Source organism: Corynebacterium faecale (assembly GCF_030408735.1).
Lineage (GTDB): Bacteria > Actinomycetota > Actinomycetes > Mycobacteriales > Mycobacteriaceae > Corynebacterium > Corynebacterium faecale.
In genome coordinates, this window is record NZ_CP047204.1 from 2,198,192 (window position 1) to 2,214,947 (window position 16,756).

The window sequence follows — 16,756 nt, forward strand, 5'->3', positions numbered from 1 at the left end:
GACTGGTTGTTCTGGCTGGTTCTTTATACCTGGTCGTCGAAAGCTTCCAGGATCGCCTGGCGCAGCTCCGGGTTGGACAGCTGATCCACCATCCACGGGGAGAACGCGAACGGGGTGGCATCCACAGCATCAAAGATCTTCTGTGGCTCCTCCCATGCGAATTCCTCCACCTCATCCGGCAGTGGCTCCACGAACTCCCCCACAGCAAGGCGGACAATATGTACCGGGCAGAACTCCCACTCCACGATGCCGGAGGAGTCCACCGCACGGTACTGATAATCGGGAAGAACAACCTGGACATCCAGGAAGGAATCCCTCTCCAGTCCCAGCTCGTCCCCACCACGGCGACGGATCGCATCCGCGTTCGTCTCATCCGGTGCGGGATGACCGCACATGGAATTGGTCCACACGCCCGGCCAGGTCTTCTTGCTCAGGGCACGGCGGGTGACCAGCAGCTCACCCCGTGGATTCAGGATGTAGCTGGAGAAGGCGAAATGCAGGGGTGTGTCCGTGGTGTGGACAGTGGCTTTGGGGGCCGTGCCGATGGCATTGCCCTCTTCGTCGGCGAGTACAACCAGTTCTTCCTCGTTTGTCATAACGATCAGCTTAGCAATGCCGCGGTTACCGCCTCACCCAATCACCGATCACACCCGGCACCACCGGCCCCCGGTTACCCAGCAGCGCCGCAATATTTGCATCCTGCTCCACCGCGGATGTCACCGTTTTCACCTTGCCGGTGTTGCGCTGCGGTGCGCCTCCCGCGCCCGACATGGGCATCATCGGCATCATCGGGCGCGCTGTGCTTTGCGACGCCTTCCCCACCGCCCCTCCCGTCAACCCGGACGAAGACTGCGTAGGACTGGTTGATGCCCCATGACCGGACTGTGCCAGAGCCTGCTTCACTCCCCCACGCGCCCCGTTCGCGCCTGTAGTGGCGGCACCACCGACACCTCCACCACCGGCAGCTCCCATCATCGGGCCCATCGGCCCCATCGCGGAGGCACTTTGGGTGCGGGCATTCATCAACGGACTCAATCCAGCATTGGAGGACCGGGTAATACCCCCATTTATCCCGTGTCTGCCGGTCATACCCATGATCGGCGTACTTCCCGCGACGCCACCTCCGGAACCCAGTGGATTCACACCACCCATGCCTGCGGTGTTGCTCATCGTGGAACTACCCGCCCCCACAGACGCAGCAGAGGTCTTCAGGTCAGACACCTCCATGCCGTCAAGATTCTCCCCGACTGTTCCGAAGCTGCCCGCGCCCACTGCAGGTGCTGATGCCACCCCACCACCTGCGGCTGACAACCCCTGCGGAGTCAGACCCTGGGTGTTGAACGCAGCCCCGCTGCCGCTGATCTCCGACATGCCCAGGGCGATTCCCCCGCCGCTGCCATCCGAGGACCTCACCCGCATGAGATTATCGATCCCCGGCACACCCGCCCTCACATCACTCTGGAACGCCGATTCAAACGACCCTAAGAAAGTGCTCTCCGCCGCCGCCCGCTCCGCCGGCTCCTTGATCATGGAGATCGACAGCGCAGCCATGAACACACTCATCTTGTGCCCCGTGTAAATACTGTTCAGCGTTCCAACCGAACGGGACATCTCCTTGGCATTACCGGCGAAAACCGACCCAGCTTCAGCCACCTCAGTAATGCGCAATGATGCCTGCTCAAACACCTCACCGGCATTACTGTCCAACAGCTCACCAGCTACACGCCGCAGTGACTCAGACACCTCAGAGATCGTGGACGACATCGTGGTCCACGAACTCTGTGCCGCCGAAACCGCCCCCGAGTTGGTTCCGGAAAAGTCACTACACAGCTCATCAATTGAACTTGGCGCCCTCACCACAGGCGAAGTGAAGCTGAACGAGTCAAACCTTGGTGCTGGACGAACCGGGAACGAGACTGCCCCGTCCCCCACCTGCCCACCGGTATCCGCAATATCCATCCCCCGTGCGAACAACTCATCCTGACTGTTCAATGCCTCGACGGATGCCTTGAGTGCATCTCGAAGCCACTGGATCTGCTCAGAGTAGGAAACAAGGACAGCCTCTGCTGATCCTGCGCCACCATGCATCACCCTGCCGTGGCCATCACCCAGCTGGTCGAGGCCGGAGACGGTGGAATAGGCGCCGTTGAGCACATCTAGTTCCGCAGAATGCGCAATTGAGTTTGACTTCCGCATTAACTCGTCAAGTTCTGCCATTACGCCATCAACGGATGGTCGATCAATCCTGAGCTGCATTTCTTCCCCCTGCTTGTGAAATCAAAGATTCCAATATTGAAACTGACGCACTGCAAAGAGCCTCGGGTTCCCACCCCTGACCCAACTCCCTATATCCCACCAAAAAACGCCCCCAATCAAAATCTATAGCCGCTGTGCACTGCCTAACCTCGCTCGGCATTTCATGAACGTAAATTCCTTCTGTTCCTGATTGCGCCCAATCTAAAGTTAGAAGTCGCTGATTCTCGATTTGACTGCGATTAGTCCGATCAGTTGCGACTAGATAGGTTCCATCAAGATCTTCCAGATCAACAGGACTAAAACCGCAGGTTTGAACGTTGCTACCCGGGTTCTCCGTGGTATTCAGGTGTTTACCTAACCCCGCCTGGGCGAACTGCTCCTCGGTGAAGACTTCACACGGGTGGAACTGGCTGGAGAAAAGGTCCGTGTTGGTGGGATGCCGGTCAGTCACCACAGATGAATCCCCAGAGGGCGCTGGAGACGTGACGGTGACAGTTGTAGGTGTGCTGCTCCCCGATGAACAGCCTGCGAGTAAAGCGGTGGTGGCCAAAAGGATTGACCAGGATCGGTGCATGGGAAAACCCCCAGGATTTCATTGTCGTAGCGAATACGAAGAAGTACTCAGTTGCTTAGACTGCGAAAGCTGGGGGAAGGTTCCGTGGGATGGAGAAGTTTTTAAAGATTGTTGAGATTGCCGTCGAAAAGCAGGTTGCCGATCTCAAACTGTGCAGCCCACAGTGATCCGTTTGAGGTGTTGTAGGCCCACTGCAGGTTTGTGGTGGCTCCTACCCCAAGGGGTAGATCCAAGGGGATATTGTCATCGCCATCGATGGGTTCGATATCCATTAACTCACCGTTGTAGTCAACAATGCGCAGAGTTGGCTGCTCGATAGCATCGGTGGGGAGGGGGATTTCGTTGAGGTTGGTGACGGCAACATAAACAACAGATCCACCGTTGGTGCCAAAACCGGTTCCCTGGAAATGAACCCGAATATTCAGGCCGGGGTCTTCGGCAGAATCCTCACCATCTTCAAGAATGACGGTCTCTACCTGCTGAGGTTCAAAAGTTGGGGTCTCCGAAGTGGTGACTGTAATTGATTCAGTCGGTGTGTCGGCAGCCTGCTCATCGGCGTTTTCACCTGAGCAACCTGCCAAAAGTGCAGCTGCTGCCAGCACAGGAAAAATCCTCAACTTCACTCCGGGCTCCTTCATATTCATCGGTACTTGTCGAAAGTTTACTAGCCTAGAGCGTATGCGCTTCCCTGAACTCGAAGAATTGAAAAACCGTCGCACTCTCAAATGGACCCGGTACCCCGAGGATGTCCTCCCGCTGTGGGTCGCCGAGAGTGATTTTGGTACCTGCCCTCCTCTGAAGGAGGCCCTCGCTGACGCTGTAGAGCGTGAGGTTTTTGGTTATCCACCAGATGAGACCGGCCTTGCCGACGCCCTGGTTGGTTTTTATGAGCGCCGTTATGGCTATGCGCCGAAGCCAGAGAATGTTTTCGCCATTCCCGATGTGGTTCGGGGTCTGCAATTGGCCATCGAGCACTTCACCAAACCAGGTTCAGCGGTTATCGTCCCGGTCCCTGCCTACCCACCGTTTATTGAACTGCCGAAGGTTACCGGGCGCCAGGTAGTTTATCTGGACGCGGAGAAGTACAACCTCCGTGACATTGAGCAGGCCTTCGCCAACGGCGCCGGATCGATCCTGTTCTGCAACCCGCACAATCCTCTGGGAACTGTCTTCGATGAGGATTTCATCCGCGACCTCACTGATCTCGCGGTTGAATATGAGGCCCGGGTCATTGTTGATGAGATCCACGCTCCCCTGGTTTATGAAGGCACCCACGTGGTTGCCGCCGGGGTATCCACCAATGCAGCCAATGCATGCCTGACCATCACCGCCACCTCCAAGGCGTGGAACACCGCGGGACTCAAGTGTGCTCAGATTTTCTTCACCAATGATGATGATGTGAAGACGTGGAAGAAACTTTCCGGGATTACGCGGGATGGTGTTTCTATTTTGGGCTTGATCGCCGCAGAAACGGTGTACAGCGAAGGTGATTCCTACCTCGATGAGGAGCTTGAACTCCTGCGGGAAAATAGGGATTATGCAGCCTCTGAACTGCAGAAACTCGGAGTTAAGGTGCATGTGCCTGACTCCACTTATCTCATGTGGTTGGACTTCTCCGGAACGAAGATTGAGAAGAGCCCTTCGTTGATTATGCGTGAGGAGGGTAAAGTCATGCTGAACGATGGTGCGGCCTTCGGCGATTTCAAAAACTGCGCGCGCCTGAATTTCGCATGTTCCCGGGAAACCCTTGAGGAGGGTCTGCGCCGTATCGCCAGCGTTCTCTAAATGAAAAAAGCCGTACTTGTCACATCTCTGATGCTGTTTTCCATGTTCTTCGGAGCTGGAAACCTCATCTTCCCACCGATGCTCGGACAGGAATCGGGTACCGCCTACCTACCGGCGATCCTCGGTTTCCTCTCCACAGGCGTCCTACTACCCGTCATCGCAATCATCGCGGTGGTGGTCTCTGGAAATGACGTCAGAGATATGGCCAGTCGTGCCGGAAAAGTCTTCGGTATTGCTTTTCCCATTCTGGCTTATCTCTCCATCGGCGCCTTCTACGCACTCCCAAGAACCGGAGCGGTGAGTTACTCAACTGCTGTGGGCACGGACAGTGTTCTCTACTCCGGCATCTTCAACTTCGTTTTCTTCGGTGTAGCCCTGGCGCTGTCATGGAACCCGAACGGAGTGGCAGACAAGCTGGGTAAGTGGCTCACCCCGGCGCTGCTGGCGTTGATTCTGCTCCTGGTGGTGTTGTCGTTGTCCATGTTGGGCGGCACCCCGGGTGAGCCTCGAGGCGATTATGCGGAGCAAGCTGTGGGTGCTGGCCTGTTCGAGGGCTACATGACCATGGATTCCATCGCTGCTCTTGCTTTCGGCATCGTGGTGATCTCAGCGTTCAAGTACCAGAAGGTGGAGAAGGTCCGCACCGCCACGGTCTACGCAGCCCTCATCGCCGGTGCCCTCCTGGCCGCGGTTTACCTCGGTCTGGGCGCCATTGGCCGCATTGCTGGTGGTAATCATTCGGACGGCACCGAGATCCTCAATTACGCAGCTGAGCAGACCATGGGTGGACCTGGTCGGATCGTGTTCACCATCATCGTGGTGCTCGCCTGCCTCACCACTGCAGTTGGTCTGATCACCGCGACATCTGAGTTCTTCAACTCGCTGCTGCCTGGTATCAGTTATCACGTGTGGGCTGTGGTCTTCTCCCTGATTTCCTTCGGTGTGGCAACGCTGGGCCTGGATACCGTGTTGTCGATCGCCGCGCCGATCATCACCTTCATTTACCCGGCTGCGATCACACTGGTGGCGTTGACATTGCTGGAGCCGGTGCTCTTCCACTTCCGCTACACCTTCCTGCTCGGCATCTGGACCGCAGTGGTGTGGGCCCTGTTCATGAGTGTTCCCGTGCTGGTCCCCTTCATTGACTGGGCACCGCTGCACAGCATGCAGCTGGGCTGGGTCGTACCGGTCGCCCTCATGTCCGCACTTGGCATGGTGGCCGATTGGAATAATCGGGACCGCTCGAAGGTTGAAGAGAAAGCTGCCGTAACCACTTAAAGTTCTGAAGGGATCTCCATGTCTGTGCCGCTTTCACTCATTGACTTTGCCACCATCTTCGAAGGTGAACGGCCGGGTGATAGTTTCAGGCGTTCAGTTGCCATGGCACAGAAGGCAGAGTCCCTCGGTTTCAAACGCATCTGGTACGCGGAGCACCACAACATGCCGAGCATCTCCTCATCCTCGCCGGCGGTGCTCATCTCCCATATCGGTGCACATACCAAGACCATCCGTCTGGGCGCGGGTGGTGTGATGCTGCCCAACCACTCCCCCTATGTAATCGCAGAACAGTTCGGCACCTTGGCTGAGCTCTACCCGGACCGGATTGATCTGGGCCTGGGCCGCGCCCCCGGCACCGATATGAACACGTTGCGTGCACTGAGGCGTGAACCCTCCTCAGCCGAGTACTTCCCCCAGGATGTGGTGGAGCTGCACTCCTACCTGGCTGGTCGTTCCCGTCTTCCCGGTGTGGAGGCGATCCCGGGCAAGGGCACCAATGTCCCCCTGTATATCCTTGGTTCCTCGCTCTTCGGGGCGCAGCTGGCTGCCCAGCTCGGACTTCCTTATTCCTTCGCCTCACACTTTGCGCCCACCCACCTCGAGCAGGCGGTCTCCACGTACCGGGAGACCTACCAGCCCTCCGAGCAGCATCCGGAACCGTATGTCATCGCGGCGGTCAACGTCACCGCCGCGGACACTGTGGAAACCGCGCAGGAGCACTTCGCGGATGTCGCCCGTTCGCGGGTACGCAGTATGGCGGCACGTGGACGCACCATCACCGATGAGCAGCTTGATGCCATCATGGACTCCCCCTCCGGCCGCCAGATCGTGGACATGCTCCGTTACACCGCCATCGGTACCGGAGCAGAGGTGAAGGAATTCCTGGAGGATTTCACCCAGATCGCTCAGGCTGATGAGCTCATGATCTCTCTGCAGTCCCCGGACACTGAGACCACAGCACGCAGCATGGAGATCCTCGCGGACACCTGGATCACGGACTAGTTCTCAAGCGGGATCCCGGGACGGGGCTTTGGCAACCCGAAGCTTATACTTCACTGGCTAAAGCCTGTCAATAACCCCATTAGTACCGTCTCCCGCTGACTGTGACGTCTCAATAGGCTAGCGATATGTGATGCCTGTGGGACACATTCCCTGACTGCTAAATGTGAACGCCTGCCGGCATGACTGAACACCTTCACGTTCCGAATGCCTGCGCGAGAAACTGTGAGCGCATACAAGCTAAGGGGTTACTGTGTCCCTACACAACAGTCCTTCCACTTTTTCAGCTTTCCGATCCACCATCCCTGTCCCATTCCTGCTTTTCACCGCTTTCTTTTCTGCGGTTCTCCTCGTGTTCATGGGTCTCCATGTCGCCCAGGCTCAAGAATCCTTTAAGTCCGATGGGGATTCACTCATCAGCCAGGACGAAGATCCCGCAGAGGCTCTCGCTTTTACCCTCAATGCACTGGCTGACCGGCCCGCGGCGCCAGCTTTGATATCCACCGAGGGGTGGGCCCTGAATGAGATTCCAGCCAATGATGACGGATCGTCAGAACTGGTGACATTGCCGTTCCCCATCAACTTCTTCGGCAATCAGTACTCCGCCTTGTTTGTGAACAACAACGGTAATGTCACCTTCAACTCCCCGATGCCCACCTACACCCCGTTCGCGTTGACCGGTGCCACCCAGATCCCGATCATCGCCCCGTTCTTCGCAGATGTTGATACCCGGGGCGAAAATTCCATGCTGGTCACCTACGGAGCAAGCCCGGATGGTAACCAGTTCGTGGTGAACTGGGTTGATGTCGGTTATTACAGTGCACAGAGCGATAAGCTCATCTCAGCACAGCTGGTATTGACCCAACGTTCCGGTGTGGGCTACAACGACGGTGACTTCGACATCACCTTCAACTACGGTTCCATCGGCTGGGAGACCGGCAGTGCATCAGGTGGCTCAGGCGGCTTTGGTGGCAGCCCGGTGCGTGCAGGATACTCCCTGGGAACCGGCGCCGAGGGAACATTCTTTGAGCTTGCCGGCTCGGGAGTGACCACCGCGATGACTGACGGTGGTGAGCGTTCACTGTTCACCAACAGTCTCGGATCGCTGAGCACACCGGGCCGATATGTCTTCCAGATCCGTGGTGATGGTTCTGCCGTCATCGCGGGAAATGTCACCGGAATCGTCACTGATGAATCAGGGCAACCCGTTGCCGGCGCCATCGTGTCCATCATCGCGCTGGACGGGTCGTGGAGTTCCAACACCATCACCGGACCGAACGGCACTTACGCACTCAGCGGTCTGGGCACAGGACCTGCAACCGTTCGGGTGAGCCCACCGAGCGGTCTCTCAGTTGATGCACCCGCACAGTCGGTCACCACCGCTGTTTCTACCGAGCTGACGGTGAACTTCACCCTGACCGGGCCCCGCACCATCCCCGCCGACACCACGATCGACCAGGGATTCCCACAGAACTCCGGTGTCCCGTCAGTGTCCTGGGGTTCTCCTTTCGTGATCAGGCATGAGGCAGCTCCGGGTGCCACCGTCACCTTCGAGATAGTCCAGGATGGACGCACTCTGCTCTCCGGGGACTTCTCAGAGAGCCTGGTTCAACCCGGATTGTTCACCACAACCGTGCCCAGCCTGTTGGGAGCCCAGGCCCAGACGGGACTGGCCCAGGTGATCATCTACGTCGATGGAGTACCAACCACCTTTGATATCTACATCGATCCTGCGGGAACGGTCGTGGATCAGGACGGGGTACCTATCGTGGATGCTGAGGTGATCATCTACCGTTCCGATAATCCTGATGGCCCCTTTGAACAGATCCCTGATGGTAGCGCCCTGCTCTCACCGAGTAACCGCACCAACCCTGATCGCACTGATTCTGAAGGCCGCTTCTCCTGGGACACCGTCCCCGGTTTCTACCGGGTGAGTGCTTCCGCACCGGGATATCTCGCAGCAGATGGCACTGAGCTGGCATGGACCGACATACTGCCTGTCCCACCAGAGCATCTGGATCTGATCCTGACCCTGTACACGACCGACCCGGGCCCAGATCCCACCCCAACACCAACACCAACACCGGATCCGACTCCAGACCCGGGAGGCTCCTCAACCGGTAGTTCCGTCCTCGACGGCATCGTGAGCGTCCTGTCCGGTATCGGTGGAATGTTCAAGTCCATCTTCGATTGGATCCTGTCCTTCTTCAGCCGCTTCAGCAGCTGACACACTGCATTCTCCACATGCTGAAACCACCACCGCAGTCCCCGGGGTTCCCCACCTGGTCTGCTGTGGTGGTTCTTCCATTTTGTGGCGCCGAGACGATATCTTTTACCTTATTACACTGATAGGTTTGAAGTTAACGTTTCCTATTCATCCGACCCCCGAGGAGGATTCCATGAATCGCCGCCTTCGCCTGGCTGTGGTGGCACTGTCAACCTCAGCCCTGATCACCACCGGCACCGCAATCGCACCCGTCCAGGCCCAGACGGCTATTGAGGTTCCTGCACCAGCATTCACCACGGAAATGCTCTCCTCAGTTCTTCCCCAGCAGCTGCAGGAATTTCTCTACCTGGCCGTCGCATTACCCGTGATTGCCAGTTCGGTGCTGTCATCTGTCATTGGCATCCCGCAATGTGGACTGCATGACACAAGAGCCTGCTAAAACATCACCAACCCCCTGCAGCCCGGGCATCCCGACTGCAGGGGTTAATGACGGCATTGGTGGGAACTAGCCAGATCCAGGCTCACGGTCCACCCGTGTGATGTCTCACCATCGTGATAATCACCGAAACCACCGCACCACCAGAAACCCCGTCGCTGCCACGGTGAGTGGCAGCGACGGGGGCGTCGACAAGCACAGGCTTGTTAATCTTCTTCCTCACAGGCGACCCAATAAGGACTTTAGAGCGCACCGAGCCTGTCCACCGTGATATCGCCTTTGCGTTCCAGCAGGATATCGGCGAATTCAAACGGCTGGGGTTGCGCGCCTTTGGGAAATTCGACCACATAGGGCTGGATGGACCGCACGCCGGTGGTGTTCGCCCGTTCCCGCACGTGCGCGGGCAACAACGCCACATATGAGCGCGGCGAGCGGTCTGACCACAATTGCACCGTGGCCAGGTCCGCCACCGGGAAGGAGATCCCGGTGCGTGGAATGATCACGGTCTCCCCGACCACCAACACCGCTTTACGACGCCGCAACCACACCACCAACATCGACCCCAGCGCGGCAACCAGGCCACACGCTGGCGCTGCAGCAGCTATGCCCACGAGGGTGCGCATGGTCCCGGTGACATCAGTCCAGGCGATGAAAAAATACAGCAGGAAGGAAACGCAAATGAGCACAAAGAGGACACACGTCATCATGGCCTTCGAGGTGACCAATGCTTTTGTGCCCGTGCGGACCTTCACTGCCTTCATGAGCATTTATCGTATCCGTGTCAACCCAGAACCACTGAGATAATCACCATTATGGGGAAGGAAACGAGTGTGGAAACCACCCCTGTATCCCGGGCCATCGTTTCACTGGTATTGAAACGAAGGGCGTAGGTGTACACATTCTGCGCCGTGGGAAGCGCACCGAGCACCACCGCAGCCATGAGGGCGGGCCCCTCCATGCCAAAAGCCAGTGCCAGCATCAGCGCGAAGATGGGATGCAAGACATTTTTGAACCCCACCGCCAGGAACACATCCCGGCGCGCCACCTCTCCCTTCTGCAGGATGCGGGCATGCGCCAGGGATATCCCGAAGACCACCAGCGCCAGGGGCACCGATGCACCCGCAAGCATGGACACCGGTTGGGCGATCACCGTGGGAACAGGGAGCTGTGCCAGGGAGACGATGATGCCCGCGATCGCCGCCAGAACCATGGTGTTGGACAGCGGGGTGAGGATGAGGTTTTTCACCAGGTTGGTGCTCTTCGGGTTGTGCATCATATCCAGGGCGGTGAGGGTGACCGGGGCGTAGAACGCCACCTGGAACAAGATGACCGGCACCACCACGGTGAAATCATCCAGCACATAGGCCGCCAGCGGGATACCCAGGTTGCCGGCGTTGGCATAGGAGGAGGCCAGCATTCCCACGATGGCATCCGGGGCGGTGCGCTTGAGAATAAACCTGGCCAGGAGGAAAAACAGGATTCCCACCATCAGCGCCGATACCGCGATGACCACGAAGTTGGCGGAGAAGATCTGCGCCGGATCAGCGTCGGTGACCTGATCAAATAACAGGGCCGGCGTGGCCACATAATAAACGAATAACCCCAGGGACCGCTGGGCATCCGGACCCAGTACACCCGTGCGCCCCAGGATCACTCCCACGCCGATGACCAGGAATACGACGGTGAACCCGAGAAGGACCTGTTGCATGGATGGTTATTCTGCCATGCCGTTATCCACCAGGATGTCCCGGACGATCTCAGCGATGTGCTGTGCCCTGGTGCCGGTGCCTTGTTCAATCTGTGTTCTGCAGGAAAAGCCATCGGCAATCACATGGCCTTCAGCGGCACGAACTTTGGGGAACAGCTCCCGTTCACCGAGTTCAAAGGACATCTGTTCGTGGTCCTTCTCAAAACCCCAGTTTCCGGCCAATCCGCAACAGCCGGTGGCAATCTGCTCCTCTTCTATGCCGAAGGCATCCAGGATGAGTGCTGCATGCTGAGGATCACCGAGGGAGCGTTCGTGGCAATGAACCTGGGTGAGTGCGGTGGTGGATGCTGGCTGGATTTTTCCTTCTTGGACCAGTCCACGAACCTTCGGGGCGATAACCTCAGCAAAAGGTTTAGTCAGTTCAGCCAGTCGCTTCAGGTCGGGGTGATCACTTAATCCCGTGGCTTCGTCGGTGAGCATCACCGTGCAGGACGGTTCCAGACCCACGATGGTCAGCCCGTGATCCAGGTAGGGTTTCATCACCGTTGCGGTGTGTTCGAGAACCTTCCGGGTCATACCCAGCTGACCGGTGGAATGCCAGGTCAGACCGCAGCAGACAAACTCAGAGGGGATCACCACGGTGTAGCCGAGGGCCTCCAGCGTGTGGATGGCTGCCTCACCCGGGCCGGTATCCAGGTTGGTGGTGAAAGAATCCGGCCACAGCACCACTGTCTCACCCGTGTTGGGTGACCTGGGTTGTGTCCTGGGCAGCTTCCGCAGAGAGCGGTGGGCGAAACTAATCAGGGGGCGGTCAGCCAGTCCACCGAGTTTCTTCAATAAGGGAGAGATGACGCGTGAGGTGAGGGTTGCGTCGATAAGCGCAGGCACCCCGGGCACCTTGTGTGCCAGGTGACCAAGCAACGGCAACCACCCCATCACGTAGTGGTCGCGTGGCCGTATGCGGCCGCGGTAATGATGGTGGAGGAATTCAGCCTTGTAGGTGGCCATGTCCACGGTCACCGGGCATTCCGAGGCGCAGGCCTTGCAGGACAGACACAGATCAAGAGCCTCATGGACCTCTTTACTGCGGTAACCATCGGTGATGGACTCGCCGCGGAACATCTCCGAGAGGATGCGTGCGCGGCCGCGGGTGGAATGCACCTCATCGCCGGTGACCTGGAAGGACGGGCACATCGCCCCATCCGCAGATCTACAGGACGCCACACCGACGCATCGGTTGACGGCGGTGACCAGCGAACCGTTGTCCTCATCCAACTTATGCACCGGGGTGATGTCCAGGGCGCGCTGCCCCGGATCCATGCGCAGACCCGCAGTGATCGGATCTGCCCAGACCAGCACGCCGGGGTTGAAGATCCGGTCCGGATCAAAGATGAGTTTGAACTCTTCAAAGAGCTCCCGCATCTCCGCTGAATACATGCGGTCAAGCAGAGCGGAACGGGCACGGCCATCACCATGCTCACCGGAGAGGCTGCCCCCATAGGAGGTGACCAGGGTGGCTGCCTCCCCCATGAAGCGGTGGAAGTTATCAATGCCGTCCGGGGTGGTGAAATCAAAACTGATGCGCAGGTGGACACACCCTTCCCCAAAGTGTCCGAAAGGGATGCCGCGGTAGTGGAATTTCTCCATCAGGGCATAAAGGTCGCGCAGGTAATCAGCGAGGTGCTCCGGTGGGACGGCGGAATCCTCCCAGTTGGGCCAGGCCTCTCCCCCATCGGGGAGCCGGGTGACGATCCCCGCTGCAGCTTCACGGATCCGCCACAGGCGGCGCATCTCAGTGGGATCGCCGGTGATGTGGTGATCAATGATGGTGGGCACAGCGGTGGTGAGCGCCCGGGCAGCGTTGAGTGCATCACTGAGGGTGTCTGCACCAATCTCGCAGTAGAGCCAGCCGCCGGCGGCCAGACCATGGTGGCTGCCCGGTAGATCTTTCCCCGCATGCTCCTGTCCCGGGGTGGTGCGCAGGGCGGCCAGAAGGTCACCGCCCATTCCCTCGATGGTGGCCACACCGGGTAGTCGCAGCGATTGTGCCGCGCGGGCTGCGTCGAAGACGGTGTCAAAGGCGAGCACGGTCAGCACCGTGTGTTTGGGTGTGGGCACCAGTTTGACGGTGAGCCGGGTGATGATTCCGGTGGTGCCCTCTGATCCAGCCAACGCCCGGGCCATGTGGGTGCGAAGGTGGTGGAGACCATAACCGGAGACCTGGCGGGGAAACCGCCCGAGCTCCCGGTGGATGAGGTCTGCGTGTTCACTCGCCAAAGCGATGAGCCTGGCGTGGATGTCCGGGTCATCGCACCCATCGGCGTCGATGGTGACTTCCCTGCCGTCGGCGAGCATGAGGGTGATATCGACGAGGTTATCCGCGGCGGTGCCGTGAACGATGGAATGCGGACCGCAGGCATTGTTGGCCACCATGCCGCCGATGGTGCACCGGTTATGGGTGGAGGGATCGGGGCCAAAGGTAAGTCCGTATTCCGCGACGGCGGCGCGGAGAGCATCACAGACCACACCGGGTTCCACCGTGGCGGTGTGGTTCTCAGAGTCGATGTCCAGGATCCGGTTGAAGTGCCTTGAGGTATCAATGATCAGGCCCTCACCGATGGCGTTGCCCGCCACGGAGGTACCGCCACCGCGACCGACAATGGACCAGCCCCGCGCCACAGCAAGCGCCACCGCATCACGGATATCCTGCAGTGTCCTGGGCTCTGTGACTGCAGCCGGCACCCGACGGAAAATACCTGCATCAGAGGTATAGGCGGCACGGGTGGTCATATCGGTGCGGAGCTGGGCGTGGGACATGTGTGGCCTCGCGGGAACGACTGGACTGGAGCGGCTGGTTTTCTACGATCGGTTTTCTGCGATCGGTTTTCTGCGATCGGGTTCTCATCACCAAGGCTACGCAAGGCCACCATGAATTCTGGACTTTCGGTGTATTTATGTTCCGGTACCGCAACGGCTAATCTCAATGGTCATGAGCACAGCGCACCGGCCAGGGAGATCGCTGTGGTTGGCGACCCCACTGTTGATCCTCGCCCTGGGGATCTCCGGGTGTTCCGCAGGTTCCACCGCCTATCAGGTGCCGCCCGATGTGGATCAGTCCTCCATCGTGGTGGCCACCACCTCGGCACCCGCGTCCCTGGACTTCACCCGCACCTCAGGTGCCGCCATCCCCCAGGCACTGATGTCCAATGTGTATGAGGGCCTGGTGCGGATCACCTCGGACGGGGAGATTGAACCCTGGCTCGCCACCGGGTGGGAGCTGTCGGAGGACCGTCGGACCTACACCTTCACTCTGCGGGAGGGGGTCGGGTTTTCCAACGGGTCACCGTTTTCCGCCCACAGCGCGAAGTTCTCCATCGACCGGGTGCCCACCGACTGGACCAATGGTTTGAAATCGGGGATGGATGTGGTGGAGTCCACCGAGGTGATGGATGATCACGTGCTCCGGGTGACCTTGGCCCGCCCCTCCAATCAGTGGCTGTGGAACATGGGCACCTCGATCGGCGCGATGATGAGCGAGGACGGCGTAGACCAGCTCGCCACCACTCCCGTGGGCACCGGCCCCTATGAGGTCACGCACTGGTCGGTTGGGCGTGCCATCGGTTTTTCTGCGCGCCCTGACTATTGGGGGGACAGCCCCGCCAATGATGCCGCCACCATCCGTTATTTCAGTGATGCCACCGCCACCACCAATGCTCTGCAGAGTGGGGATGTGGACATGATCTGGGCCATGCAGGCACCGGAGCAGCTGGCTGTCCTGGAGGACTACACCGTGGCGGTGGGCACCACCAACGGCGAGATGCTGCTGTCCATGAACAACCAGCGCGCACCATTCAACGATGTGCGTGTGCGCCGGGCGGTGATGTTCGCGATTGACCGGCAGGCCATCATTGACACCGCGATGGAAGGATACGGCACCGACACCGGAGGTGTTCCCGTGCCGCCCACCGATCCCTGGTTCGAGGAATCTGATCTCTACCCGCACGACCCTGACCGGGCCCGGACCCTGTTGGAGGACGCCGGCGCGGTGGGTACCCGGGTGACCATGTCCATCCCCAGCCTCCCCTACGCCCAGGCGGTGTCCGAGATCCTCTACTCCCAGCTGCGTGAGGTGGGTTTTGAACCCGAGATCGAATCCACCGAATTCCCCGCCGTGTGGCTGGCCCAGGTGATGGGTCAGAAGGACTATGACATGTCGCTCATCACCCATGTGGAACCCCGCGATGTGCCCACACTCTTCTCCCCTGGTTATTACCTCGGCTTCGACGACCCGGAGACGCAGGCTCTCCTTTCCGAGGCGGATTCCTCCGATGACGAGGTGCAACTCATGCGGGACGCCGTGGACTCCATCATGGAGCAGGCGGCCGCCAATACACTGATGAACGTGGCCAATATCGTTGTCATGGAACCCGGCATCACCGGCGTGGATCCCAATGTGGTTTCCGGTGCGCTCGACCTCGCCCGGATCGGGCGGGATCAGACTGCTGACTCCGTTGAGCCCGGCGCCGCTCCCCCACTCACCGGGGAGGAAGCCCAGTGACCGTTGCTTCCACTCTTCTCCGGACCCTGCTGCGCTATGTGATCACCATCTGGATCGCCAGCGTCATCATCTTCCTGCTCATCCGCGTCATCCCCGGCGACCCGGCGGCGGTGGCACTCGGAATCACCGCCACCCCGGAGAGCCTCGCGGCCCTGCGTGCGCAGTTGGGAACTGATCAACCACTGGTGGTGCAGTATCTTTCCTGGATGGGCGGGCTGCTCACCGGGGACTTCGGTATGTCGCTCAGTTCAGGCCAGGATGTGTCCCCGCTGATCCTGGACCGCATGCAGGTGAGTCTGATTCTGGTGGGATGTTCCATCGTGTTGTCCCTGATCATCGCGGTTCCTTTGGGGGTGTTGGCTGCCCGGCGCGGAGGCGTGGTGATCTCCGGGGTGAGCCAGGTGGGTATCGCGATCCCCAGTTTCCTCGCCGGCATCCTGCTGATTTCTGTGTTCGCGGTGGGTCTGGGCTGGTTACCTGCCAATGGGTGGATCCCCCCGGATCAGGATTTCCTGGGATTTATCCGTCGGCTCATCCTGCCGGTGTTGGCGCTGACCGCGGTGCAGGCGGCGATCCTCACCCGTTATGTGCGCTCCGCCGTGGTGGATGTGATGAGCGAGGATTTCATGCGCACCGCCCGGTCGAAGGGTATGTCCCTGGGGCGTGCCCTGCGGGTGCATGGCCTGCGCAATGCGGCGCTGCCGGTGTTGACGGTGACGGGTCTGCAGCTAACGTCACTGGTGATCGGCGCGGTGGTGATCGAGCAGGTTTTTGTCATTCCCGGTATCGGGTCCATGCTGCTTGATTCCGTCTCCAACCGGGATGTGACCACGGTGCAGTCCATCGTCATGCTGCTGGTGGTGTTCACGCTCCTGGTCAATCTCATCGTGGATCTTCTCTATCAGGTGCTCGACCCCAGGATCAGGAGGTGACCC

14 protein-coding genes are annotated in these 16,756 nt (G+C 59.3%); 7 read left to right on the forward strand and 7 right to left on the reverse strand.

Annotated features, from left to right (window positions below; all coding sequences use genetic code 11):
• Positions 1 to 23 precede the first annotated feature (23 nt).
• The 4 genes from idi to CFAEC_RS10015 form a co-directional block, all read right to left on the reverse strand.
• Positions 24 to 596 carry an isopentenyl-diphosphate Delta-isomerase gene (gene idi / locus CFAEC_RS10000; RefSeq protein ID WP_290276490.1) on the reverse strand — a complete coding sequence of 191 codons (573 nt, stop codon included), beginning with the start codon at positions 594 to 596 and terminating at the stop codon, positions 24 to 26.
• Between the two features lie 25 nt (positions 597 to 621).
• Entirely contained in the window at positions 622 to 2,217 is a 1,596-nt protein-coding gene (locus CFAEC_RS10005) for a hypothetical protein (RefSeq protein ID WP_290276492.1), read from the reverse strand.
• A 22-nt stretch (positions 2,218 to 2,239) separates the two neighbouring features.
• Positions 2,240 to 2,830: a DUF3558 domain-containing protein gene (locus CFAEC_RS10010; RefSeq protein WP_290276493.1), complete on the reverse strand. Its 591-nt coding sequence runs from the start codon at positions 2,828 to 2,830 to the stop codon at positions 2,240 to 2,242.
• A 101-nt stretch (positions 2,831 to 2,931) separates the two neighbouring features.
• Positions 2,932 to 3,453, reverse strand: a complete 522-nt coding sequence (locus tag CFAEC_RS10015; RefSeq protein ID WP_290276494.1) for a hypothetical protein — start codon at positions 3,451 to 3,453, stop codon at positions 2,932 to 2,934.
• A gap of 55 nt (positions 3,454 to 3,508) precedes the next feature.
• Here CFAEC_RS10015 and metC point away from each other — a divergent pair, with 55 nt between their 5' ends.
• From metC to CFAEC_RS10040, 5 genes are all read left to right on the forward strand, one after another.
• Entirely contained in the window at positions 3,509 to 4,615 is a 1,107-nt protein-coding gene (metC, locus tag CFAEC_RS10020) for a cystathionine beta-lyase MetC (protein WP_290276497.1), read from the forward strand.
• Complete coding sequence (gene brnQ, locus CFAEC_RS10025) at positions 4,616 to 5,893, forward strand: branched-chain amino acid transport system II carrier protein (protein WP_290276498.1); 1,278 nt, start codon at positions 4,616 to 4,618, stop codon at positions 5,891 to 5,893.
• An 18-nt stretch (positions 5,894 to 5,911) separates the two neighbouring features.
• Positions 5,912 to 6,895, forward strand: a complete 984-nt coding sequence (locus CFAEC_RS10030; RefSeq protein WP_290276500.1) for an LLM class flavin-dependent oxidoreductase — start codon at positions 5,912 to 5,914, stop codon at positions 6,893 to 6,895.
• A gap of 250 nt (positions 6,896 to 7,145) precedes the next feature.
• Positions 7,146 to 9,119, forward strand: coding sequence for a nidogen-like domain-containing protein (locus tag CFAEC_RS10035; protein WP_290276502.1), 1,974 nt, complete (start codon positions 7,146 to 7,148; stop codon positions 9,117 to 9,119).
• Between the two features lie 172 nt (positions 9,120 to 9,291).
• Entirely contained in the window at positions 9,292 to 9,558 is a 267-nt protein-coding gene (locus CFAEC_RS10040) for a hypothetical protein (RefSeq protein WP_290276504.1), read from the forward strand.
• 239 nt (positions 9,559 to 9,797) lie between these two features.
• On the opposite strand, the gene CFAEC_RS10045 is transcribed toward CFAEC_RS10040, so the two are convergent.
• Genes CFAEC_RS10045 through CFAEC_RS10055 form a run of 3 tightly spaced genes read right to left on the reverse strand, consistent with a single transcriptional unit; the run spans position 9,798 to position 14,080 of the window.
• On the reverse strand, positions 9,798 to 10,316 hold the full coding sequence (locus CFAEC_RS10045) for a hypothetical protein (RefSeq protein ID WP_290276507.1): 519 nt from the start codon (positions 10,314 to 10,316) through the stop codon (positions 9,798 to 9,800).
• A gap of 20 nt (positions 10,317 to 10,336) precedes the next feature.
• Entirely contained in the window at positions 10,337 to 11,263 is a 927-nt protein-coding gene (locus CFAEC_RS10050; protein ID WP_290276508.1) for an AEC family transporter, read from the reverse strand.
• A gap of 6 nt (positions 11,264 to 11,269) precedes the next feature.
• Positions 11,270 to 14,080 carry an FAD-binding and (Fe-S)-binding domain-containing protein gene (locus CFAEC_RS10055; protein WP_290276510.1) on the reverse strand — a complete coding sequence of 937 codons (2,811 nt, stop codon included), beginning with the start codon at positions 14,078 to 14,080 and terminating at the stop codon, positions 11,270 to 11,272.
• A gap of 172 nt (positions 14,081 to 14,252) precedes the next feature.
• Here CFAEC_RS10055 and CFAEC_RS10060 point away from each other — a divergent pair, with 172 nt between their 5' ends.
• Both CFAEC_RS10060 and CFAEC_RS10065 read left to right on the forward strand, forming a co-directional pair.
• The gene (locus CFAEC_RS10060; RefSeq protein ID WP_290276512.1) at positions 14,253 to 15,821 is read left to right on the forward strand and encodes an ABC transporter substrate-binding protein; all 1,569 of its coding nucleotides are present in this window, start codon (positions 14,253 to 14,255) and stop codon (positions 15,819 to 15,821) included.
• On the forward strand, positions 15,818 to 16,753 hold the full coding sequence (locus tag CFAEC_RS10065) for an ABC transporter permease (RefSeq protein WP_290276514.1): 936 nt from the start codon (positions 15,818 to 15,820) through the stop codon (positions 16,751 to 16,753). Before CFAEC_RS10060 ends, CFAEC_RS10065 begins: the two co-directional genes overlap by 4 nt.
• Positions 16,754 to 16,756 lie beyond the last annotated feature (3 nt).